A 24,506-nucleotide genomic window follows, 5' to 3' on the forward strand; every position below is an offset into this window, starting at 1 on the left:
AGCCACCGATGACGTCCTCGCGCCAGGACCGGGCCGCGAAGCTGCCCGCCCACCTGCGGGAGAAGCTCGCCCAGCGGCTCGCTGGGCGGACCACCCGCGCCGACGTGATCCCCGCCGCCGACCGCGGCGGCCCGCTGCCGCTGTCCAGCGCGCAGCGGCGGCTGTGGTTCCTCGCCGAGCACCAGCCCGACCACAACGGCTACACCAGCGCCGTCGCGCTGCGCCTGACCGGCGAGCTCGACCGCACCCGGCTGGCGGGCGCTCTGGACGGGCTGATCGCCCGCCACGAGTCGCTGCGCACCACCTACACCACGACCCCCGACGGTCCGGCGCAGCTGGTGCACCCGCCCGCGGGGATGCCGCTCTCCGTGCTGGAGTCCTCCGATGTGGACGGTGCGCTGGAGCGCGCGTACGCCGAGCCGTTCGACCTGCGCGAGGGGCCGGTGGCCCGGGCGGTCCTGCTCGTGGAGAGCCCCACCTCGCACGTGCTGCTGCTGCTCGCCCACCACATCGCCACCGACGGCTGGTCGATGGGTGTGCTCGTCGGCGAACTCGGCGCGCTGTACGCCGGGGATCAGGACCTGCCCGCCCCGGCGGTGGCCTACGGCGACTTCGCCGTGTGGCAGCGCGACCGCCTGGCCGGGGACGGCCTGGCCACGCAGTTCGCGCACTGGTCCGAGCGGTTGTCCGGGCTGACCCCGCTGGAGCTGCCCACCGACCGGCCCCGGCCCGCCACCCCCTCCGGCGCGGGCGCGGCGCACGAGTTCCACCTCTCCCCGACGCTCAGCGCCGCCCTCACCCGGATGGCCAGGGAACGGCAGGTCACCCTCTACGCGGTGCTCACCGGGGCGTGCCAGGTGCTGCTCTCGCGCTACGCCCGCCAGCGCGACGTCGCCCTCGGCACCGTCACCACCGGGCGCGGCAGGCCCGAGCTGGAGCGGGTCGTCGGGTTCTTCGTCAACACCGTCGTGCTGCGCTGCGACGTGGACCCCGAGCTGCCCTGGTCGGCCTACCTCGACCGGGTCAGCGCGACCGCGCTGGAGGCGTTCGCCCACGACGAGGTCCCCTTCGACCGCCTGGTCGCCGCGGGCGGCGCGCGGGACGCGGGCCGCAACCCGCTCTTCGACGTGATGGTCCTGCTGCAGAACACCCCCGCCCCCGGCGGCGGGTTCGCCGGTCTGGCCGCGGAATCGGTCGGCATCGGCCGCCACACCGCGAACTTCGACCTGACCTGGGAGTTCCAGGAGGCCGACGGGCTGATCGCCGGTTCCCTGGAGTACGCGACGGACCTGTTCGACGCGGCCACCGCCGAGCGCATGGCCGCGCACCTGGTCGCCCTGCTGGAGTCGGCGGCGGCCGACCCCGAGCGGCCCGTCGGCCGCCTGGCCATGCTGTCGGAGGCCGAGCGTGCCGACGTGCTGCGCCTCGGCGACCGCACCGCGGCGGCCAGCGCCCCGGCGACCGTGCTGGAGGCGTTCGCCGCACAGGTGGCGGCGACGCCGTCGGCGACCGCTGTGCTCAGCGGGGACACCGTCCTGACCTACGCCGACCTCCAGGCCCGCGCCGACCGGCTGGCCCGGATGCTGGTGGCGGCCGGGGTGCGCGCCGAGGAGCGGGTCGCGGTGCTGCTGCGGCGCGGCGTCGAGGCGATCGTGGCGCCGCTGGCCGCGCTCAAGGCCGGGGCCGCCTACCTGCCGCTGGACGCGCACGCCCCCGAGCAGCGCCTGCGGCAGGTCTTGGACTCGGCGGGCGCGCGCCTGCTCATCACCGACCGGCCCGCGCCCGCGGAGTGGTCCGGGCTGGTCCTCGCGCCCGACTCCGGTGTGGACGGACCCGCGCCCGCCCGGCGGGTGCGGCCGGACAGCCTCGCCTACGTCATGTACACCTCCGGCTCCACCGGCACCCCCAAGGGGGTCGCCGTGCGCCACCGCGACATCGCCGCCCTCGCCGCGGACTCCCGCTTCGCCGGCGGCGCGCACTCCCGGGTGCTGGTGCACTCCACGCAGGCCTTCGACGCGAGCACCTACGAGATGTGGGTGCCGCTGCTGACCGGCGGCGCCTGCGTCATCGCCCCGCCCGGCGACCTGGACGCGGCGCTGCTGCGCGCCGTCGTCGCCGAGCACGCGGTCACCTCGGCGTGGATCACCGCGGGCCTGTTCCGGGTGCTCGCCCAGGAGGACCCGACCGCGTTCACCGGTCTGCGCGCGGTGCTGACCGGCGGCGACGTCGTTCCCCCCGCCGCGGTGCGCCGCGTCCTGGACGCCTGCCCCGGGGTGGCGGTGGTCGACGGCTACGGCCCGACCGAGACCACCACGTTCGCCACCACGCACACCGTCACCGCCCCGGTCGCCGACCCGATCCCGATCGGCACTCCGCTGGACGGGATGGCCGCCTACGTGCTGGACGGCTCCCTGGACCCGGTCCCGCCCGGCGTGCCGGGCGAGCTGTACCTGGCGGGCGCGGGCCTGGCGCGCGGCTACCTCGACCTGCCCGGCCGCACCGCGGCGGCGTTCCCGGCCGACCCGTTTGGCCCGCCCGGCGGGCGCATGTACCGCACCGGCGACGTCGTGCGGTGGGGCGCGGACGGGACGCTGGTGTTCCTCGGCCGCGCCGACGACCAGGTCAAGATCCGCGGCTTCCGCATCGAGCCCGGTGAGGCCGAGGCCGCGCTGGCGGCGCACCCGGCCGTCGCCGAGGCGGTCGTGGTGGCCCGCCGCGACACCGGCAGCGCCCGCCTGGTCGCCTATCTGGTTCCCGACGGCACGCCGCCGGAGACCGACGAGCTGCGCGCCTGGATGCGGCGCACGCTGCCGGACTACCTGGTGCCGTCGGCGTTCGTGCGCCTCGACGCGCTGCCGATCACCGCCAACGGCAAGGTCGACCGCCGCGCTCTGCCCGCCCCCGACCCGGCCCCGGCCCGCGCGGCCGTGGCCCCGCGCACCCCGGCCGAGGAGGCGCTGGCCGCGCTGTGGCGCGACGTGCTCGGTGTGGCCGAGGTCGGTGTGGAGGACAACTTCTTCGAGCTGGGCGGGGATTCCATCCTCAGCATCCAGCTGGCGGCCCGCGCGCGGGCGGCCGGGATCGCGGTGACGTCCAAGGACCTGTTCCTGCACCAGACGATCGCCGGTCTGGCCACGCACCTGGCCGCCGCGCCCGCCGAATCCGCCCCCGCCGACGTGGCTCCCACCGGGCCCGCGCCGCTCACCCCGATCCAGCGCTGGTTCCTCGACCCCGACCCCGCCGCCGCGCACCACTTCGCCATGTCGGTGTTCGTGGAGCTGGCCGAGGACCTGGACGAGCCCGCGCTGCGCGCCGCGCTCGACGCGCTCGTGCGCCACCACGCCGCGCTGCGCACCCGCTTCACCCGTGACGGCGACACCTGGACCCACGAGCCCGCCGCCGACGGCGGGTGCCCCGTCACCGTCGGCGATCCCGCCCGCCTGGACGAGGAGGCCCTCGCCGCGCAGACCGGCTTCGACCTGGCGCGCGGGCCGCTGCTGCGCGCCGTGCTGTTCCCCGGAACCCCGGCCAGGCTGCTGCTCACCGCGCACCACCTGGTGGTCGACGGCGTGTCCTGGCGGGTGCTGCTCGGCGACCTGGAGACCGCTTACGCCCAGGCCGCCGCCGGGCTGCCCATCGCCCTGGAGCCCGTGGGCACGGAGTTCGCCGAGTGGGCGCACTGGCTGTCCCACCACCTCGCCGACGGCGGGTTCGCCGAGGACGTGGCGCACTGGCGCGCGCAGGCCGGGGACACCGCCATCCCGGTGGACCTGCCCGGCGACCCCGTGGACGCGCGGGCCGTCACCGTCCGGTTGGGACGCGAGGACACCGCCGCCCTGCTGCGGCAGGTGCCCGCCGCCTACCGCACGCAGATCAACGACATCCTGCTCAGCGCGCTCGGGCGCGTCCTGGCCGCGTGGACGGGCCGAGCGGACACCGTCGTGGAGATGGAGGGGCACGGCCGTGAGGACGTGCTGCCCGCCGCCTTGGACCTCACCCGGACCGTCGGCTGGTTCACCAGCCAGTTCCCGCTGCGCCTGCACGTGCCGGACGGCGGCTGGGGCGCGGTCGTCAAGGCGGTGAAGGAGCAGCTGCGCGCCATCCCCCGGCGCGGGGTGTCCTACGGCGCGCTGCGCTACCTGGCCGGGCACGACGACCTCGCCACCCACCCCCAGGTGAGCTTCAACTACCACGGGCAGTGGGACACCACCGCCGGTTCCGGGCTGGTGCGCGGGCGCTGCGCGCCCATCGGCGCCGACATCGCGCCGCAGCGCCACCGCGACCACCTCATCGACATCGCGGGCGTGGTCGACGGCGGCGACCTGGAACTGACCTGGCTCTACTCCCCGGGAGTGCACACCGAGGCGACCGTGCGCGGCCTCGCCGAGGCGATGATCGCCGCGCTGCGGGAGATCGTCGCGCACTGCGCGGACCCGAGCGCGGGCGGGCGCACCCCGTCGGACTTCACCGCCCGCGGCCTCACCCAGCCGCAGGTCGACCGGCTCGCGGGCGACGGGCGCGCGGTGGAGGACATCTTCGCGCTGACCCCGCTGCAGGCGGGCATGCTCTTCCACAGCCTGGTCGACGCCGCCTCCGGCGCCTACCACGACCAGGCCCGGCTGCGGCTGACCGGCGTCGCCGACCCCGATGCGCTCGCCGCCGCCTGGCGCGACACCGTCGCCAACAACACGGTGTTGCGCGGCAGCGTCGCCTGGCGCGGCCTCTCCGAGCCGGTGCTGATCGCCCACCGCGACGTCGAGCTGCCGATCACCCGCCACGACTGGCGGAGCGCCCCCGGCCGCGACCTCGACGCCGTGGCCCGCGCCGAGCTGGCGGCGGGCATCGACCTCACCGCGCCGCCGCTGATGCGGCTGGCCGTCGTCGCGCTGCCCGGCGACGAGGTGTTCCTGGTGTGGACGTTCCACCACATCCTGCTCGACGGGTGGAGCCTCGGGCAGGTGCTGACCGAGGTGTGCGAGCGCTACGCCGCCGCCACCGAGCACCGCCCGGCCGCGGTGCCCGCCCGGCCGCCCTACCGGGACTACCTGCGCTGGCTGGCCGCGCGCGACACCGACGCCGCCGAGCGGCACTGGCGGGGCGTGCTCGCCGGGTTCGCCGAGCGCACCCCGCTGCCCTTCGACCGCCCGCCCGCCGAGGCGCACCGCGCCGAGTCCTCCCGCTCGGTCGCGGTGACCGTGGAGCGCACCGACGCGCTGCGCGCCGCCCTGCGGGCCAAGGGGCTCACGCTCAACACCGCGGTCCAGGGCGCGTGGGCACTGGCGCTGGCCTGCCACAGCGCCAGTCGCGACGTCGTGTTCGGCACGACCGTCTCCGGCAGGCCCGACGAGCTGCGCGGCGTCGAGGACATGGTCGGCCTGTTCATCAACACCGTGCCCACCCGCGCGCGCGTCGACGGCGCGCGCGACCTCGCCGGGTGGCTGCTGGAGCTGCAGGCCCAGCAGGCCGAGTCGCGCCGCCACGACACCGTCTCGCTGGCCCAGCTGGGCGCGTGGAGCGAGGTCCCCGGCGGGCTCTTCGACAGCTCGGTGGTGTTCGAGAACTACCCGTTCGACGAGTCGGCGACCGGCGGCATCGGCATCGCCGAGGTGCGCGCGACCGACACCACCACCTTCCCGATCAGCGTCCGCGCCCACCTCGCCGAACTGCTGCACGTCGACCTCGCCTACGACCCCGACCTCTTCGACGCGAGCACCGTGCGCCGCATCGCCGCGCACTGCGTCCAGCTGCTGGACGCCTTCACCGACCTCGACCAGCGTGTGGCCGAGCTGCCCACGCTCTCGGCCGCCGACCGGCGGCGCGTGCTGGTGGAGTGGAACGGCCAGGCCGACCCCGACCCGGCGCCGCCCGCCATCACCGCGCTGTTCGCCGCGCGGGCCGCCGCCACCCCGGACGCCGTCGCGGTCACCGACCGCGGCGCGCACACCACCTACGCCGAGCTGGACGAGCGCGCCAACCGCCTCGCCCACCTGCTCACCGAGCGCGGCGCGGGCCCGGAGCGCCTCGTCGGGCTGCTGCTGCCGCGCACCGCCGACCTGGTCGTCGCCGTGCTGGCGGTGCTCAAGTCCGGCGCGGGCTACCTCCCGCTGGACCCGTCGTACCCCGCCGAGCGCATCAGCGGCACCCTCGCCGACGCCCAGCCGGTCCTGGTGCTCACCACGGGTGACTATGAGTCCCCTGTGGACTCGATCCGCCTGGACACCGCCGACCTCAGCGGCTACCCGGCCACCGCGCCGGAAACCGCGCTGCGGCCGGAGAACCCGGCCTACGTCATCTACACCTCGGGCTCGACCGGCACGCCCAAGGGCGTGGTGGTCTCCCACGCCAACGTCACCCGGCTGATGAGCGCCACGGCGCACTGGTTCGACTTCGCCCCGACCGACGACCGCGCTGTGTGGACGCTGTTCCACTCCTCCGCCTTCGACTTCTCGGTGTGGGAGCTGTGGGGCCCACTGCTGCACGGCGGCAGGCTCGTCGTCGTCCCGCACGAGGTGTCGCGCTCGCCCAGGGACTTCCTGCGGCTGCTCGCCGACGAGGGCGTCACCGTCCTCAACCAGACCCCGTCGGCGTTCTACCAGCTCATCGCCGCCGACGAGGCCGACCCGGAGACGGGCGCGCGGCTGGCGCTGCGCCAGGTGGTCTTCGGCGGCGAAGCGCTCGAACCCGCCCGGCTCGCCGGCTGGTACCGGCGGCACCGCGCGCACGCCCCGCAGCTGGTGAACATGTACGGCATCACCGAGACCACCGTGCACGTCACCCACACCCCGATCGACGGCTCCACCCGCGGCAGCGCCATCGGCGTGCCCATTCCGGACCTGCGGGTGTACCTGCTCGACGCCGACCTGCGCCCGGTCCCACCGGGGGTCACCGGCGAGCTGTACGTGGCGGGCCCCGGCCTGGCGCGCGGCTACCTGCGCCGCCCCGGGCTGACCGCGCAGCGCTTCCTCGCCGACCCGTTCGGCGCCGCCGGGACGCGCATGTACCGCTCCGGCGACCTCGCCCGTCTGCGCTCCGACGGCACCCTGGAGTACCGCGGCCGTGGCGACCAGCAGGTCAAGATCCGCGGCTTCCGCATCGAGCTGGGCGAGGTGGAGGCCGCGCTGCTGGCCGACGCCGCCGTGCGCGAAGCGGCGGTCATCGACCGCGAGGACGAGCCGGGGCACCGCAGGCTCGTCGCCTACCTGGTCGACGCCGAGCGCGCGGTGGACACCCTCGCCCTGCGCGAACGGCTGTCGGCGACGCTGCCCGCGCACATGGTGCCCTCGGCGTTCATCGCCGTCGACGCGCTGCCGCTGACCCCCAACGGCAAGCTCGACCGCCGCACCCTGCCCGCGCCCGGCGCGGACCCGGCCGCGAGTGCCGGGGACCGCGCCGAGCCCGCCACCGACGCCGAGCGCGCGGTCGCGGCCGCGTGGTCGCGGGTGCTCGGCGTGCCGGTGGGCGCCGAGGACAACTTCTTCCACCTCGGCGGCGACTCCATCCTCAGCATCCGGGTGGCCGCGCTGCTCGGCGCGGAGTTCGGCGTCGAGGTCTCCCCGCGCGCGGTGTTCGACACCCCGACGGTGTCCGGCCTGGCCGCCGCGCTGGCCGGAGCGCACACCGCTCGGGCCGCGATCCCGGTCGCCGCGCGCGACACCGTGCCGCAGACGTTCAACCAGCAGCGCCTGTGGTTCCTGGACGAGTTCGAGCCGGGCAGCACCGAGTACCTGACCCGCTTCGCCATCCGGCTGACCGGCGACCTCGACACCGACGCCCTGCGCGCGGCGTTCACCGGCCTGCTGGCCCGCCACGAGGCGCTGCGGACCACGCTGCGCTCGGTCGACGGGCGCGGCGTGCAGGTCATCGCCGACCCGTGGGAGTTCGACCTCCCCGTCATCGACACCGACCCCGCCGAGGTGGACACGGTCTTCGCCGAGGACGGCGCGACCCCGTTCGACCTGGCCGAGGGCCCGCTGATCCGGGCACGCCTGCTGCGGCTGTCGGCCGAAGAGCACGTGCTGCTGCTGACGCTGCACCATGCGGTCACCGACGGCTGGTCCATGGGCGTGCTGCTGGAGGACCTGCGCGCCCTCTACAGCGGCGAGGAACTGCCGCCGCTGCCGGTGCAGTACGCCGACTACGCGCTCTGGCAGCGCGCGCGCCTCGACGGCGCGGAGATGGCCCGCGGCCTGGAGTACTGGCGCGGCCGGCTGGCCGAGCTGCCCGTGCTGGAGCTGCCCACCGACCGGCCGCGGCCCGCCGTGCGCACCGCCAACGGCGCGGTGCGCGCCTTCGAGGTGCCCCGCCCGGTCGCCGACGGGCTGCGGCGGCTGGCCGCCGAGCGCGACGCCACGCTGTTCGTGGTGCTGGTGGCCGCCGCGCAGGCGCTGCTGCACCGCTGGACCGGACAGCGCGACGTCGCCGTCGGCACCGTCGTCGCCGGTCGCGAGCACCCCGACCTGGCGAGGGTGGTCGGGTTCTTCGTCAACACCGTCGTCCTGCGGTCCACTGTGGAGGGCGAGTTCACCGCGCTGGTCGACCGCGTCCGGCGCGCCGCGCTGGAGGGCATGGCCCAGCAGGACATCCCGTTCGAGCGGATCGTCGACGAGCTGCGCCCGGAGCGCGACACCAGCCGCAACCCGCTCTTCGACGTGATGGTGCTGCTGCAGAACACCGCCGCCGAGCCCTTCGAGCTGCCCGGCGTGCGCGTCGGCGAGGTCGGCCTGACCGCGGTGTCGGCGACCTGCGACCTCACCTTCGAGTTCGCCGAGCACGGCGGCGCGCTGCTGGGGTCGCTGGAGTACAACACCGACCTGTTCGACGCGGCCACCGCCGAGCGGCTCACCACGCACCTCAAGACGCTGCTCGCCGGGATCGCGGCGGCACCGGCCACCGAGGTCGACGCGCTGCCCGTGCTGCCCGCCGCCGAGCAGGACCTGGTCCTGCGGCAGTGGCAGGGCCGCGAGCTGCCCGAGCCCGACGCCACCTTCCCGGAGACCTTCGCCGCCCAGGCCGCGCGCACCCCCGGGGCGACCGCGCTGGTCACCTCGGCCGGGGCGCTGACCTTCGCCGAGCTGGACGCGCGGGCCACCCGCCTGGCCCGCTCGCTGCGCGCGCAGGGCGCGGGCCCCGAGCAGGTGGTGGCCGTGCGGCTGCCCCGTGCGGAGATGGTGCCCGCCATGCTGGCTGTGCTGAAGGCGGGCGCGGTGTACCTGCCGGTCGACCCGGCGCTGCCCGCCGACCGGCTGCGGTTCCTGCTCGCCGACGCCGGCGCCGCGCTGCTGCTCGGAGCCGACGGGGTGGACCTGGCAGGCCTGGACACCCGTCCGGCCACCGAGTCGGACCCTGGGGACGTGCCGCTGCCCGCCCCGGACCCGGCGCACGCCGCCTACCTGATCTACACCTCCGGGTCGACCGGCAAGCCCAAGGGCGTGCTGGTCGAGCACCGGCACCTGGCCCGCTTCCACGCCGACCACCGCCTCGACCTCATCGACCCGGTCGCGGCGGGCGGGCGCACCCGCTTCGCGCTCACCGCGGCGTTCACCTTCGACACCTCGTGGGAGGGCCCACTGTTCCTCGCCGCGGGCCACGAGCTGCACGTCCTCGACGACGACGTGCGCCTGGACCCCGCCGAGCTGGTCGACTACATCGCCCGCGAGCGCGTCGAGGTGCTCGACCTGACCCCGACCTACGCCCAGCAGATCGTCGCCGCCGGGCTGCTCACCGACCGCAGGCACCGGCCCGCGCTGGTCATGCTGGGCGGCGAGGCGGTGGGCGCGGCGCTGTGGCGGCAGTTCGCCGCCGCGCCGGACACCCGCGCGGTCAACTACTACGGGCCCACCGAGGCCACGGTGGACGCGTTCGTCGCCGAGGTCACCGGCCCCGCCCCGCTGATCGGCAGGCCGACCCGCGGCGTGCGCGGCTACCTGCTGGACGAGTCGCTGCGCCCGGTGCCCATCGGCGCGGTCGGCGAGCTGTACCTGGGCGGCGGGCAGGTGGCCCGCGGCTACCTGCGCAGGCCGGGCCTGACCGCGCAGCGCTTCGTCGCCGACCCCTTCGGCGCTCCGGGCGAGCGCCTCTACCGCACCGGGGACCGCGCGCGGTGGACCGCGGGCGGCCAGGTCGAGTACCTGGGCCGCGCCGACGAGCAGGTGAAGGTGCGCGGGTTCCGCATCGAGCCCGGCGAGGTCGAGGCCGCGCTGCGCGAGCACCCGGACGTCGCCGACGCCGCGGTCGTGGCCGCCGAGCACAACGGGCACACCCGCCTGGTCGCCTACGTGACCCCGGCCCGCGACACCGCGGCGCTGCGGGTGTGGCTGCGCGACCGGCTGCCCGACTACATGGTGCCGTCGGTGTTCGTGCCGCTGGCGGCGCTGCCGATGTCGACCGCGGGCAAGGTCGACCGCCGCGCTCTGCCCGCCCCGGACTTCGGCGCGCTGCTCGACACCGCCTACGTCGCGCCGCGCTCGGCCGAGGAGCGCGCGCTCGCGCAGGTGTGGGCCCAGGTCCTGGGTGTGGAGCGGGTCGGCGTCGAGGACAACTTCTTCAGCCTCGGCGGCGACTCCATCCTGAGCATCCAGGTGGTCTCCCGGCTGCGCGAGCGCGGCCTGCGCACCAGCGCCAAGGACCTGTTCCTGCACCAGACGATCGCCGAGCTGGCGCCCCGCTGCACCGCGGCCACGGCCCCGGCGCGGCGGGCGGCGGTGAGCGGCCCCGCGCCGCTCACCCCGATCCAGCGCTGGTTCACCAGCACCGCCCCGGATCTCGACCGGTTCACCATGTCGATGCTGCTGGACCTGGCCCCCGACGCCGACGCCGACCTGGTGGAGGCCGCGCTGGACGCGCTGGTCGAGCAGCACGAGGCGCTGCGCACGCGGTTCCGCGGTGACACCCAGGACATCAGCGCGGAGGGTCCGCACCGCGTCGGCGTGCGCGTCGAGCGGGTGGACGCCGAGGTCGGCGACGGGCTGCGCGCGCGGCTGAGCGTCACCCGGGGTCCGCTGGTGGGCAGCGCGATCGGCGGCGGGCAGCTGCTGCTCGTCGTGCACCACCTGGTCATCGACGGCGTGTCGTGGCGGGTGCTGCTGGACGACCTGGAGACCGCCTACCGGCAGCTCCGCGACGGCGGGCCGGTCGTGCTCGGCGAGCGCGGCACCGGTCTGCGCGACTGGGCGGTGCTGCTGGCCGAGACCGACTTCTCCGCGGACGCCGCCTACTGGGACGCGGCGGCGTGCGAGGTGGACCTGCCCGTCGACCGGGATGGCCGCAACACCGGGGCGAGCGCGCGGACGGTGTCGGTGCGGCTGAGCCGCGAGGACACCGACGCCCTGCTGCACGCCGTGCCCGCGGTCTACCGCACGCAGGTCAACGATGTGCTGCTCAGCGCCGTGGGCCGGGTGCTGGCCGACTGGACCGGGCGCCCGGCGGTGGCCATCGGCATGGAGGGCCACGGCCGCGAGGAGATCGCCGACGGCCTCGACCTGTCCCGGGCGGTCGGCTGGTTCACCGCGGAGTACCCGCTGGTCCTCGACATCCCCGAGGGCGGCTGGGGCACTGTGCTCAAGGCGGTCAAGGAGCAGGTCCGCGCGGTCCCCCACCGCGGCCTGTCCTACGGGGTGCTGCGCGAGCGGCTGGCCCCGCGCCCGGACCCCAGGGTCAGCGTGAACTACCACGGCCAGTGGGACACCGCCGCGGCCGGGGACGGGCTCGTGCGCGGCACGCACACCGGTCTCGGCTCCGACGTCGACCCCGACGCCGAGCGCCAGTACGAGCTGGACATCACCGGGATCGTGCAGGACGGCCGCCTGGAGCTGGGCTGGACCTACTCGGCGGGGCGCTACGCGGAGGAGACCGTGCGCGGGCTCGCCGAGCGGGTCGCCGGGGCGCTGGGCGAGATCGTGGCGCACTGCGCCGACCCCGCAGCGGGCGGGCGCACCCCGTCGGACTTCCCGCTGGCCGGGCTGGACCAGGCGCGGCTGGACCGGGTCGTCGGCGACGGCCGCGGCGTGGCCGACGTGCTGCCGCTGACCCCGCTGCAGGCGGGCATGGTGTTCCACAGCCTGGTCGACAGCGACTCCGGCGCCTACTTCAACCAGCTCGCCGTGCCGCTGTCCGGTGTCGGCGACCCCCAGGCGCTGGGCCGGGCCTGGCAGGAGGTCGTCGACCGCACCCCGGCGCTGCGCTCGCACGTGGTGTGGGAGGACGTCGAGCGCCCGCTCCAGGTGGTGCACGAGCGCGTCACCCTGCCCGTGTCCTATGTGGATCTGCGTGGCGAGGTCGGCGGGGTCGAGCGGCTGCTGGCCGAGGACGCCGCCGCGGGCCTGGCGCTGGACCGCGCGCCGCTGATGCGGGTGACGGTGGCGACCCTGGCCGACGACGAGGTGCTGCTGGTGTGGACCTCGCACCACGTGCTGCTCGACGGGTGGAGCACTGGCCAGGTGTTCGCCGAGGCCTGCGCGGTCTACGCCGACCTGGCGGCGGGCCGGGAGCCGGTGGCCCAGCGCCGCGCGCCGATGCGCGATTACCTCGCGTGGCTGGCCGAGCAGGACCCGGCCGCGGCGCGGGCGCACTGGACGGCCCTGCTGGACGGGGTCACCGCCCCGACACCGCTGCCGCTGGACCGCGCGCCCGCCGAGGCGCACCGCACCGAATCCGCCCGCACCATCGCCGTGGAGCTTCAGGCCGAGGTCTCCGCCCGGCTGCGCGGCGCGGCGCGGGCGCACGGGCTGACGGTGAACACGCTGGTGCAGGGCGCGTGGGCGCTGCTGCTGGCCCGCTTCGGCGGCGCCGATGACGTGGTGTTCGGCACCACCGCCTCCGGCAGGCCCGCCGAGCTGCCCGGCGTGGAGTCGATGGTCGGCATGTTCATCAACACCGTCCCGACCCGGGCGCGGGTGCGGGCGGGCGCGGTCGTGGCCGACTGGCTGCGCGAACTGCAGGACCAGCAGAGCGAGTCCCGCGCCTTCGAGCACGTCGCGCTGACCGACCTGCAGGCCTGGACCGGGGCCTCCTCGCTGTTCGACAGCGCGGTCGTGTTCGAGAACTACCCGATCGAGGAGGGCGCGGCCGACAGCGGGCTGCGCATCGGCGAGATCAGGGCGACCGACACGACCAACTTCCCGCTGATGCTCAGCGCGTTCCTCGGCGACGTCCTCGGTCTGCGCCTGGCCTACGACGAGCGCCTGTTCGAGCGGGCGAGCGCCGAACGGCTCGCCGAGCACCTGCGGACCACCCTCGCCGCGCTGGCCGACGGCCTGGACGCGACGCTGGCCGCACTGCCGGTGCTCACCGAGGCGGACGCGGGCGTGCTGGCGGCCTGGAACGCGACCGGCGAGGCCCCGGCGGGCACGGTGACCGAGCGCTTCGCCGCGCAGGTCGCCCGTACCCCCGGGCACCCGGCCGTCGTCGCGGGCGAGACCACCTGGAGTTACGCCGAACTGGACGCGCGCGCCAACCGGCTCGCCCGGCGGCTGCTGGCGCTCGGCGTGCGCGCCGAGCAGCCGGTCGCGCTGCTGCTGGGCCGCTCCCCCGAGGTCGTGGTCGCCGAACTGGCGGTGCTCAAGGCGGGCGGGGCGTACGTCCCGCTCGACGGCCGCGCCCCGGACGCGCGCCTTGCCCGCATCCTGACCGAGACCGGCGTCGCGGTGCTCATCACCGACGACGGGTCCCGATTGATCCACAGTGGACATACCGTGCTGGTGGGCGACGCGGTCGACGAGTCCGACGAGGCCCCCGCGGTGTCCGTGTGGCCGGAGTCGCTGGCCTACGTCATGCACACCTCCGGCTCCACCGGCGTCCCCAAGGGTGTCGCGGTGCGCCACCGCGACATCGTCGCCCTCGCCGCCGACCGGCGCTTCGCCGGGCACGAGCGGGTGCTGCTGCACTCCCCGCACGCCTTCGACGCCACGACCTACGAGCTGTGGGCGCCCCTGCTCTCCGGCGGGACCGTCGTCGTGGCCCCCGACGGCGACCTGGGCCCGGAAGCGCTGCGCGACATGATCGGGCGGCACGCGCTGACGTCGGTGTGGCTGACGGCCGGGCTGTTCCGGCTCATCGCCCAGGACGACCCGGCCGCGCTGGGCGGGCTGCGCGAGGTGTGGACCGGCGGTGACGTCGTGCCCGCCGCGGCGGTGCGTCGCGTGCTCGCGCACTGCCCCGGCACCGCCGTCGTCGACGGCTACGGCCCGACCGAGACCACCACCTTCGCCACCGCGCACCGGATGACCGACGCGGCGCCGGACTCGGTCCCCATCGGCTCGCCGCTGGACGGCATGCGCGTGCACGTCCTGGACGCGGACCTGCGGCCGGTGCCGCCGGGTGCGCCGGGCGAGCTGCACATCGCGGGCGCGGGCGTCGCGCGCGGCTACCTCGGCAGGCCGGGGCTGACCGCGCAGCGCTTCCTCGCCGACCCGTTCCACCCGGGCGCGCGGATGTACCGCACCGGCGACATCGTGCGCTGGAACCCCGACGGCACGCTGCGGTTCCTCGGCCGCGCCGACGACCAGGTCAAGCTGCGCGGCTTCCGGGTCGAGCCCGGCGAGGTCGACGCCGCGCTGGCCGAGCACCCGCTGCGCACCGGCGGCGCGATCCCCGACGCGGCGGTCGTCGTGCGCACCGACGACGGCAGGCCGCGCCTGGTGGCCTACCTGGTCTCGGCCGCACCGGTCGACACGGCCGCGGTGCGGGCGTGGCTGGCCGAGCGGCTGCCGGACTACCTCGTCCCGGACGCCTTCGTCGTGCTCGCCGCGCTCCCGCTGACCGCGAACGGCAAGCTCGACCGGGCCGCCCTGCCCGCCCCCAGCACGACGACCGGCACCCGCACCGCCCCGCGCACCGCCGCGGAGCGGACCGTGGCCGCGGTGTTCGCCGAGGTGCTGGGTCGCGGTGATGTGGCCGCCGAGGACGACTTCTTCGCCATCGGCGGCGACTCGATCCTCAGCATCCGCGCCGCCACCGCGCTGCGCCGGGCCTGCGGCGCGGACGTCTCACCGCGCACCGTGTTCACCCACCGCACCGTCGCCGCGCTCGCCGCCGCACTGGCCGGGGCGGGCACGGCCGTCGAGGTGATCCCGGCGGTGTCCGGGGACGGGCCGCTGCCGCTGTCCTACGCCCAGCAGCGGCTGTGGTTCCTGCACCAGTTCACCCCCGGCGGCGGCGAGCATGTCTCGCCGATGGCGCTGCGCCTGCGCGGCCCGCTCGACGTCGAGGCCCTGCGCGACGCCCTGACCGGGCTCGCCGAGCGGCACGAGTCGCTGCGGACCGCGTTCCCCACCGTGGACGGGCGCGGCGTCCAGGTCATCCTGCCCGCCGCCGAGGTGGACCTGCCGGTCCGCGAGGTCGCCGAGGACGGCATCGACGCCGCCCTGGCCGACGAGCGCGACGCGCCGTTCGACCTGGCCACCGGTCCGCTGCTGCGCGCGGCGCTGCTGCGCGTCGGCGGCGAAGACAGTGGCGATGAAGACCATGTGCTGAGCCTGGTGCTGCACCACATCGTCACCGACGGCTGGTCCAACGGCGTGCTGCTGCGCGATCTCGCCGCCCTGTACGCCGGATCGGCCCCGTCGTCCCCGTCGGTGCGCTACGTCGACTTCGCGGCGTGGCAGCGCGACCGCGTGTCCGGCGACCTGGCCGGACAGCTGGCGTACTGGCGCGAGCGGCTCGCCGGCATCACCCCGCTGGACCTGCCGCTGGACCACCCGAGGCCCGCGGTGCGCCCCACCCGCGGCGGGGTGGCCCGCTTCGCGCTGGACGTCGAGCAGGTGTCCGCGCTGCGACGGCTGGTCGGCGAGCGCGGCGGCACCTTGTTCACGGGACTCGTCGCGCTGTGCCAGGCGCTGCTGTCGGTCTACGCGGGCAGCGACGACATCGCCGTCGGCACCGTCACCTCCGGCCGCGACCGCGGCGACCTGGAGGACGTGGTCGGGTTCTTCGTCAACACGCTCGTACTGCGCTCCACTGTGGACGGCACTGCGGGCTTCGGCTCGCTGCTGGAGCAGGTCCGCGACGGCGTGCTGGCCGCCTTCGAGCACCAGGACGTGCCGTTCGAGCGCGTGGTGGACGAGGTCGCCGCCGAGCGCGACCCCAGCCGCAACGCCCTCTTCGACGCGATGGTGGTGCTGCAGAACACCGGCGGCGACGGCGAGCTGGAGCTGCCGGGCCTGCGGGTGGCGGAGATCGCCCCGCCCGCGGGCACGACCACGTGCGACCTGGTGTTCGAGTTCCAGGAGCGCGACGGCGGCCTGCACTGCGCGCTGGAGTACGCCGCCGACCTGTTCGACCCGGCGACCGCCGAGCGGATGGCCGCGCACCTGCGCACGCTGCTCGCAGGCGTGGTGGCCGACCCCCGCCGCCCGCTGGCCGAGGTCGCGCTGGTGCCCGAGCGCGAGCAGCGCGCGCTGCTCGACGCCGGTCGGGGCGCCGCCCTGCCCGTCGGGCCGGTGCTGGTGCCCCAGCAGCTCAGCGCCACGGCCGCCCGGACCCCCGGGGCGACAGCACTGGTCAGCGGCTCGACCCGGATGACCTTCGCGGAGCTGGAGGCGCGCACCAACCGGCTCGCCCGCGCCCTGCGCGCCCGCGGCGCCGGACCCGAGCGGGTGGTGGCGGTGCTGCTGCCGCGCTCGGTGGAAAGCGTGATCACCCTGCTCGCCGTGCTGAAGGCGGGCGCGGCGCACGTGTGGATCGACCCGAAGCTGCCCGCCGCACGGATCACGGCGCTGCTGGAGGACACCGCGCCCGCGGTCGTCATCGACTCCCCGGTGGCGGACGGCGGCTTCGACACAGCGCCGCTGCCCGACGCGCCGAACGCCGCCCACCCGGCCTACGTCATCCACACCTCCGGGTCGACCGGGACCCCGAAGGGCGTCGTGGTGGAGCACGGCGCGCTCGCCACCCTGGCCGCCGCCCAGCGGCAGCGGTGGGACGGGCTCGGGCAGCTGCGCACCGCGCTGATGGCCAGCTTCTCCTTCGACGCCTCGTGGGAGCTGCTGCTGATGCTCGTCGCCGGACATGAAACCCACCTCATGGGCGAGGACGAGCGCCACGACCCGCGAGCGCTGCTGGACTACGCCGCAGAGCACCGCATCGACCTGGTCAACTGCACGCCGAGCTTCGCCACGCACCTGGTCGCCGACGGCCTGCTCGACGGCTCGGCGGGTCGCCCGGCGCACCTGCTGCTCGGCGGCGAGGCGGTCCCCGCGGACCTCTGGCGGGCCATCGCCGAGAGCCCGCACGTCACCGGCCTGAACCTCTACGGCCCCACCGAGACGACGGTGGACGCCACGGCGCGGGTCATCGGCCCGGGGACGCCGGACATCGGCTTCCCGCTGCCGAACACGCGCGCCTACCTGCTGGACGCGCGGCTCGCCCCGGTCCCGCCGGGAGTGCCCGGCGAGCTGTACCTGGCTGGTCCGCAGCTGGCGCGCGGCTACCTCGGGCTGCCGGGCCTGACCGCGCAGCGCTTCATCGCCGACCCGTTCGGCGCGCCCGGCTCCCGCATGTACCGCACCGGCGACCGGGCGGGCTGGAGCGCCGACGGGGCGCTGCGCTACCTGGGGCGGGCCGACGAGCAGGTCAAGATCCGCGGGTTTCGCATCGAGCCCGGCGAGGTGGCGGCGGTGCTGCGCGGCTGCGCGGGCTTCACCGACGCCGCCGTCGTCGCCCGCGCCGACGGGGGCGCGCACGCGCGGCTGGTCGCCTACCTCGTCGGCGACGGCGATCCCGAGGTCGCGGTGAAGACCGCGCGGGAGCGGCTGCCCGAGCACATGGTGCCCGCCGCGGTCGTCGTGCTCGACCGCCTGCCGCTCGGCCCGACCGGCAAGCTCGACCGCGCCGCGCTGCCCGCCCCCGACCTGTCGGGCACCGCGGGCCACGTCGAGCCGGACGGCCCGGTCGCCCGCGAGCTGGCCGAGATCTGGGCGCGCGTTCTCGGCCTGCCAAAGGTCGGCGCGCGGGACAACTTCTTCGCCATCGGCGGTGACTCGATCCTCAGCATCCAGCTGGTCACCGAGATCCGCCGGGCGGGCTACCGGATCAGCGCCAAGGAGCTGTTCCTGCACCAGACCGTCGAGGAACTGGCCGAGGTGGTCGAGGTGGCGGGCGCGGGCGAGGAGGACCGGGCCGCCGTCGTCGGCGCGGGCGTCCTGACCCCCATCCAGGCCGACTTCCTCAGCTCCGCCCCGCCGAACCCGCACCACTTCAACCAGGCCATGCTGGTCGCACTCGACGGACGCCCGGACCAGGCGAAGCTGGCCGCCGCGCTCTCGGCGCTGGTGGCCCACCACGACGCGCTGCGCGCCCGCTTCGAGCGCGACGGCGACACGTGGCAGGTCGACTACGGCCCTGTCGTGCAAGGCCGTGCCGAGCCAAGCGCTTTCCCGCTGCTCTCGGTGCACGACCTGACCGACGAGTCCGACCCCCAGCCGCGCATGACCGAGATCGCCGACGCCGCCCACGCGAGCTTCGACCTGTCGTCGGGCCTGCTGCTGCGCGCGGTCCTCTTCGAGCTGGCCGACAGCTCGGTGCTGCTGCTCATCGCCCACCACCTGGTGGTGGACGGCGTGTCCTGGCGCATTCTGCTCGACGACCTCGAACGCGCCTACGAGCAGGCCGACGGCCGCATCGACCTGGGCGGCAAGACCACCTCGTTCCGCGACTGGTCGCTGCGCCTGGCCGAGTTCGCCGCAGGCGGCGGCCTGGACCACGAGCTGGAGCACTGGACCGAGGTGGCCTCAGCCCCACCGCTGCCCCGCGACCCCGGCGGCACGTCCGGCTCGGTGGTGGTCGGCCTCGACCCGGCCGACACCGAAGCGCTGCTGCGCTCCGCGCCAACGGCCTACCGCACCCGCGTCAACGACGTGCTGCTCGCCGCCCTGGCCGCCGCGGTCGGCAGCTGGACCGGCCACGACGTGGTGTCGGTGACCCTGGAAGGCCACGGCCGCGAGGACGTCCTCGACGACGTCGACCTCTCCCGCACGGTCGGCTGGTTCACCACCGCCTATCCGGTCGCCCTGCGGGTCCCCACCACCGACACCAGCCGCGACCTGGTCAGGGCGGTGCGCAAGCAGCTGCGCGCCATCCCCGCCAACGGCTTCGGCTTCGGTGCCCTGCGCCGCCTCGGCCGCCCCGAAACCCAATCCCGGCTCGCCGAGCCGGCACACCCGGAAATCGCCTTCAACTACCTCGGTCAGTGGGACGGCGCCGCCCCCCGAACCGGCCTGATCCGCGCCTCCCTCGGCACCCTCGGCGCCGACGCCGACGCGGGCACCCCGTCGCCGCACCTGCTGGAGGTGGTCGGCGCGGTCCAGGACGGTGTCATGAGCTTCTCCTGGTACCACGGCGCGGACATCAGCACCGCCACCGTGACCGCCGTCGCCGAAGCGTTCCTGGCCCGTCTGCGCCGCATCGCCGAGGACAGCCGATGACCAGCGCCCCGCTCAGCCGCAACCGGAACTACCGGCTGCTCTGGACCGGGCAGGCGCTCGCGGAGCTGGGCATCGGCGCGTCGGCGGTGGCGCTGCCGCTGCTGGTGCTGGCGGTCACCGGCTCGGCGGCGGCGTCCGGTCTCGTGCTGGGCGTCTACGCCGCCGCCCAGCTCGCCGCCGCCGCCCCCGCCGGGGTGCTGGTCGACCGGTGGGACCTGCGCCGGGTGCTCATCGGCTGCGAGGCGGTGCAGGCCGCCGCGATCGGGGCGGTGGCCGCGGCCGTGTGGGCTGGGGTGGCGACGCTGCCCGTGCTGCTGGCGCTGGCGGTCGTCCTGGGCACGACGCGGGCGCTGTTCGAGCCCGCCGAGGCGGCGGCGCTGCCCGCCCTGGTGCGCCCGGACCAAGTCTCGACCGCGGTCGCGATGAACGCCGCGCGCGGCTCGATCGGGTCTCTCGGCGGCAACGCCCTCGGCGGGGCCCTGTTCTCGCTGCGGCACTGGGCGCCCTTCGGCATGCAGGCCGCCGCGCACGCGGTGTCCACCGTCCTGCTGCTGTTCCTGCGCGTCCCCGCCCGCGCCCCGACCGCCCGCGCGGGCTTCCGCCACGAGCTGACCGAGGGTCTGCGGTGGCTCTGGCGCAACCGGGCGATGCGCGCGGTCACCGCGTGCGCGGCGGGTCTCAACCTGCACTTCCAGGCGTTCTACCTGGTCGTGCTCGCCGTGGTCGTCCAGAACGGCGCCCCCGCCGCGCACGTCGGGCTCATGGCATCGATGTTCGGCGTGGGCGGCATCCTCGGCGCCCTCGCCGCCCCCCGCCTGTGCCGCCTGCTGCCGACCCGCACCGCGATCCTGGCCGCGATGTGGGCGATCGCGGCGCTGATGCCCTTTGCCGCCGTCCTGGGCAACGCGTTCGCCATCGGCGGGGTGCTCGCCGGCGCCGCCTTCCTCACCCCCACGGCCAGCACCGCCATCACCACCTACCAGCTCCTGCACACCCCCGAACACCTGCGGGGCCGCATGGCCGCCGCCGTCAGCACCGCGGTCGGCACCGCCGCCGTCGCGGGCCCGGCCGTCGGCGGCGTCCTGGCCGACCTGACCCCACCCGCCACCGCGATCCTGCTGTGCGCGGTGGGCACGGCCCTCTGCGCCACCGCCGCCACCCTGGCCCCGTCTCTGCGGACCCTGCCCGCACCCCACCAAGCCGAACCGGCCCCAACCCACTAGGAGTAGAACCATGGACGACGACACCACCTACCGCGTGCTGGTCAACGACGAGGACCAGCACTCCCTCTGGCCCGCCCACCTCGACATCCCCGCGGGCTGGCGCGACGAGGGCACCACCGGCACCCGCGAGGAGTGCAGCGCCCACGTCGACCAGGTCTGGACCGACATGCGCCCCCGCAGCCTGCGCACCCAGATGGACAGCGCCTGACCCCGGAGGGCGGGCCGATCCCCTCGGCCCGCCCTCCGCGCCGGGGCGGTCAGCCCACCGTCAGGGCGAAGAAGAGGAAGCCCAGGAAACGCTTCCCCGGGTACCGCTCCAGCTCCTCGGAGAACAGCTCGTGAGCCTCGGGCGCGGGTGCGGGCTCGCTGATGACGTCGATGCGGAAGCCCGCCCCGACGAAGGCGTCCGTCATGGCGTGCAGCGGCCGGTCCCAGAACCTCAGCCGGGCGCTCTGCCCGCCCAGGGCCCAGTCCTCTATCCGCTCGCAGGTCTGGAAGTAGTCGGGCTTCTCCCCGGCCTCGCGCCGCATCAAGTTGATGACGAACGGGTGCTCCACCGAGACGATCAGCCGCCCGCCAGGCGTCAGCACCCGGCGCAGTTCGCCCAGCACAGGCCCCCAGTCCCGCAGGTAGTGCAGCACCAGGGACGCGACGACGACGTCGAACGCGCCGTCGGCGAACGGCAGCGGATCAGCCAGGTCCGCGACCCGCACATCGGCGCAGGCCCCCAGCCGCCGCCGGGCCAACTCCACCATGCCCGCGCTCGCGTCCACCCCGGTCACCACCGCACCCCGGTCACGCAGCACGGCGGACAACGGCCCCGAACCGCACCCGGCGTCGAGTATTCGCAGGCCCGCCACGTCTCCGGCGAGGTCCAGCATCGCGGGCCGCTCGTAGTAGGCGTTCATAAGACTGGTCTCGTTCTCGGCTGAGTACGCCTCGGCGATGCTGTCGTAGCCATCCGCGAACTCCAGACCGTCCTGAGTCGACGTCATGTCGACAGAGACGCCCCAGCCGCGCAACGGTTGCCCGGATGCTCCAGCCGAGCGCAGATCACGCGTCGGGACCACCTGAAGAGCATCCGCATTCGCTTGAGCAAACACCTCCGTGTCGTTTCGGCGGTTCCCGTCCTAGCTTCGGGCGGTGGCCAACGAACTGACGATTCCGCTCCTGCCCTGTCGGGACATCGACGAGATCGCGACCTTCTACGAGATGCTCGGCTTCGCCCCCACCTACCGCCAGACCCGGCCGAACCCCTACATCGCCCTGCGGCGCGAGGACATCAACCTGCACTTCTACGGCATGGACGGCCATGTCCCCGAGCACTCGCACAGCAGCTGCCTGATCATCGTGCAGGACACCGGACCGCTGTTCGAGGCGTTCGCGGCGGGAATGCGCGCCGTGCACGGCAAGTTGCTCGTTTCCGGCATTCCGCGCATGACCAGGCCCCGCCTGCGCAACGACCGCTACACCGGCTTCACCGTCATCGATCCCGGCGGCAACTGGATCCGGGTCAACAAGTCCACCCAGGAGCCCGAGCCCAGCACCAAGCTCGCCAGAGCCATGGAGAACGCGGCCCGCCTGGCCGACGCCAAGGGCGACGAGCACCAGGCCCTGAAGATCCTCGAAGGCGCGATCAACCAGGCCGACGGCTCCGAACCGGAACTGCGGGACGCCAAGGCCTTCCGCGACGAGCTGGTCGAACGGACCGCGGGCACGTGATCCCCCGCGCACGTCACTTGGCGACGTTCCACCACAGGTCACCGTGCGCTGCGTGCTCACGGATGAGCGGCCAGAGCTTGGCGTCGTAATGGCTGTTGGACGGGATCGGCGGCGGGTCGTCGCAGGGGCGCAGGAACGGCTGCGAGGAGCGGCGCACGGACACGCCGGGCAGAGCGGCGAGAGCGCGGAGGCGGCGGTCGGCGGGATCGAGCACTCCGACGTCGAGGCATTCGAGGTGCACCTCTCCCGGCAGCGCTCGGCGCAGAGCGGTGACGAGCGTTCCACTGCCGACCGGCGCCCAGACCCTCGTGGGGACCGGATTGGCCCGCTCGCCGATGAAGTGCCACTCACGGGCGATCTGCTCCCGCAGGCAGCTGCCGAACTGCGCGTCGCCGAAGCCCAGGGGCGCTGCCCAGCGGCCAGCCGCCTCGGCGGCGAACGCCTCGGCCGCGGTGGTGGCCTCCGCCAACGACGGGCAGGCGATGATCTCGGCGCCGTACTCGTGCGCCAGCAGCGAGTGGGGGTGCGGTTCGCCGTCCAGCAACTCGGCGAACACCACGCACCGCGTGCCAAGCAGAGCGCACACGTGGGCGAGGGCCACCTGGGCGAAACCCGGTGCGGGACTGGCGTAGACGAATGTCGACGTCCCACGGCCGCGGCGCGCTTGCAGGTAGGGGATGAGCGCCCTTTGCTTGGTGCCGCCGGGTAACAGGTCGTCGCGCACCACGGTGACGGTGCCCGCCGGGATGTCCACGGTGTGCAGTTCGACCGGCGGACTCAGCCGCACCTCCGCCACCGCGGAATCGTCGTGAACAGCCAGTCCGGGCGAGTGCGACACGTGGTCTCCTAGGTTTGGCGACGAAAGCGGGACTGGACGCCGGAACGAGTCCGGCGTCCAGTCCTGACTGGAACCTGACGCCACCGCGGTCGGCGCGGCACCGGTCGTCCCTTACGGCCGCGAGCAGTCGCGGACGGGTTGTCGACCGGGCCTGGTGGCGTTGCTGGTCCTGGCCGCCGTGCAGTCGTGCCGTTACGGCGGTCCACCTAGTTGATCACTTTACGACGATCATGCGATCGGTCAATCCCCCGTTGACACCAAGCGGGGCCGGGTCTCACTCCACGACGTACATGAGTTCGTAGACGCTGCCGATGTTGCTGGTGACGGTCGCCGTGTAGCGACCGGGGGTGGCGTCGGCGTAGAATCTCATGCCGCCCATGTCGTCGTCGCTGCTCAGGTCGTCCGCGTCGTACAGCTTCAGCTCGGCCATGGTCGAGAACTCGATGCGCACGTCGTCGATGTCGATGGTCTGCCCGGCGTCCATGGTCCTGGTGGAGTCCGCGGGCCACCGCGTCTCGCGGGAGTCCTCCACCCAGTACTTCAGGTAGAAGTCATCAGCGCTGAACAGGCTCTTGTCGACATGGTCGGCCAGCTTCGCCGACTCCACCACCGCCGCCGTCGCGACAACGGCGATCTGACACCCCGTCGACGCGGTCATCCCCGAGATGACACCCGCCGCGGCCCCAGCCGCCCCGGCCACCACGCCGACCGCCGCCCCACCCGCCGCTGCCCCACCCGCCGCGGCGGCGACACCCGCTCCGCCCGCCGCCGCGATACCCGATCCCTCAACGGCGGCTCCCCCGATGAGGGCACCCGCCTCCGTCAGCTCCACGGCCACCGCTCCCGCGGCGGCAGGGCCTGCGGCCCCGGCCGTGACCACGGTGGCAGCGACACCAGCGGCGGCGGTGAGCACCACCGCTCCGGCGGCGACACCGATCACCACGCCGTTGCTCACGCCTCCCGACGGGCTGACGCACTTCACGTAGACAAGCGAAACAGTGGGCACCGACGGTCTCCCTGGCTTGGATCTGCACACGTTCGATGGACTGCCGGGTGACGTTTGGCCGGACACCGACCGTGCCCCGCCACCCTGCTTCGTCCCTCAGCCGCCTGCCGTTACGGCAGCGGCATTCAGCGCCCGAGACCGATCCCCAACCTCGGCTCCCCGTCCACGGCCATCACCCACCCGCCCAACACGTCACGACCGCATCACGGGCGCGAGTCACCCAGGACGAGCGCCACCGAGAAGGCGACGAGCACCCGGTGCCCTCGCCTACGCCGCCTCCCGTACTCGCCGCCGTCGACACA

At 74.9% G+C, this 24,506-nt stretch carries 7 protein-coding genes; 4 read left to right on the forward strand and 3 right to left on the reverse strand.

Annotated features, from left to right (window positions below):
- Positions 1 to 8: 8 nt before the first annotated feature.
- Genes ACFPM7_RS17400 through ACFPM7_RS17410 form a run of 3 tightly spaced genes read left to right on the forward strand, consistent with a single transcriptional unit; the run spans position 9 to position 20,846 of the window.
- Positions 9 to 19,415: a non-ribosomal peptide synthase/polyketide synthase gene (locus ACFPM7_RS17400; protein WP_378248686.1), complete on the forward strand. Its 19,407-nt coding sequence runs from the start codon at positions 9 to 11 to the stop codon at positions 19,413 to 19,415.
- Positions 19,412 to 20,638: an MFS transporter gene (locus ACFPM7_RS17405; protein WP_378248687.1), complete on the forward strand. Its 1,227-nt coding sequence runs from the start codon at positions 19,412 to 19,414 to the stop codon at positions 20,636 to 20,638. Before ACFPM7_RS17400 ends, ACFPM7_RS17405 begins: the two co-directional genes overlap by 4 nt.
- A 10-nt stretch (positions 20,639 to 20,648) precedes the next feature.
- Positions 20,649 to 20,846, forward strand: a complete 198-nt coding sequence (locus ACFPM7_RS17410) for an MbtH family protein (protein WP_378248688.1) — start codon at positions 20,649 to 20,651, stop codon at positions 20,844 to 20,846.
- A 49-nt stretch (positions 20,847 to 20,895) separates the two neighbouring features.
- Here ACFPM7_RS17410 and ACFPM7_RS17415 read toward each other — a convergent pair whose 3' ends face one another.
- Positions 20,896 to 21,633, reverse strand: a complete 738-nt coding sequence (locus tag ACFPM7_RS17415; RefSeq protein WP_378248689.1) for a class I SAM-dependent methyltransferase — start codon at positions 21,631 to 21,633, stop codon at positions 20,896 to 20,898.
- A gap of 148 nt (positions 21,634 to 21,781) precedes the next feature.
- On the opposite strand from ACFPM7_RS17415, the gene ACFPM7_RS17420 reads away from it, so the two are divergent.
- The gene (locus ACFPM7_RS17420; protein WP_378248690.1) at positions 21,782 to 22,360 is read left to right on the forward strand and encodes a VOC family protein; all 579 of its coding nucleotides are present in this window, start codon (positions 21,782 to 21,784) and stop codon (positions 22,358 to 22,360) included.
- 13 nt (positions 22,361 to 22,373) lie between these two features.
- On the opposite strand, the gene ACFPM7_RS17425 is transcribed toward ACFPM7_RS17420, so the two are convergent.
- Positions 22,374 to 23,156, reverse strand: a complete 783-nt coding sequence (locus ACFPM7_RS17425) for a pyridoxal-phosphate dependent enzyme (RefSeq protein ID WP_378248691.1) — start codon at positions 23,154 to 23,156, stop codon at positions 22,374 to 22,376.
- A gap of 316 nt (positions 23,157 to 23,472) precedes the next feature.
- Positions 23,473 to 24,204 carry a hypothetical protein gene (locus tag ACFPM7_RS17430; RefSeq protein WP_378248692.1) on the reverse strand — a complete coding sequence of 244 codons (732 nt, stop codon included), beginning with the start codon at positions 24,202 to 24,204 and terminating at the stop codon, positions 23,473 to 23,475.
- Positions 24,205 to 24,506 lie beyond the last annotated feature (302 nt).

Source organism: Actinokineospora guangxiensis, from assembly GCF_042657845.1.
Lineage (GTDB): Bacteria > Actinomycetota > Actinomycetes > Mycobacteriales > Pseudonocardiaceae > Actinokineospora > Actinokineospora guangxiensis.

Excerpts from the sequence above, each read along its gene's own strand:
- ACFPM7_RS17405 (WP_378248687.1), top strand. The coding sequence starts at position 19,412 with ATGACCAGCGCCCCGCTCAGCCGCAACCGGAACTACCGGCTGCTCTGG.
- ACFPM7_RS17400 (WP_378248686.1), top strand. The coding sequence starts at position 9 with ATGACGTCCTCGCGCCAGGACCGGGCCGCGAAGCTGCCCGCCCACCTG.
- ACFPM7_RS17415 (WP_378248689.1), bottom strand. The coding sequence starts at position 21,633 with ATGACGTCGACTCAGGACGGTCTGGAGTTCGCGGATGGCTACGACAGC.
- ACFPM7_RS17410 (WP_378248688.1), top strand. The coding sequence starts at position 20,649 with ATGGACGACGACACCACCTACCGCGTGCTGGTCAACGACGAGGACCAG.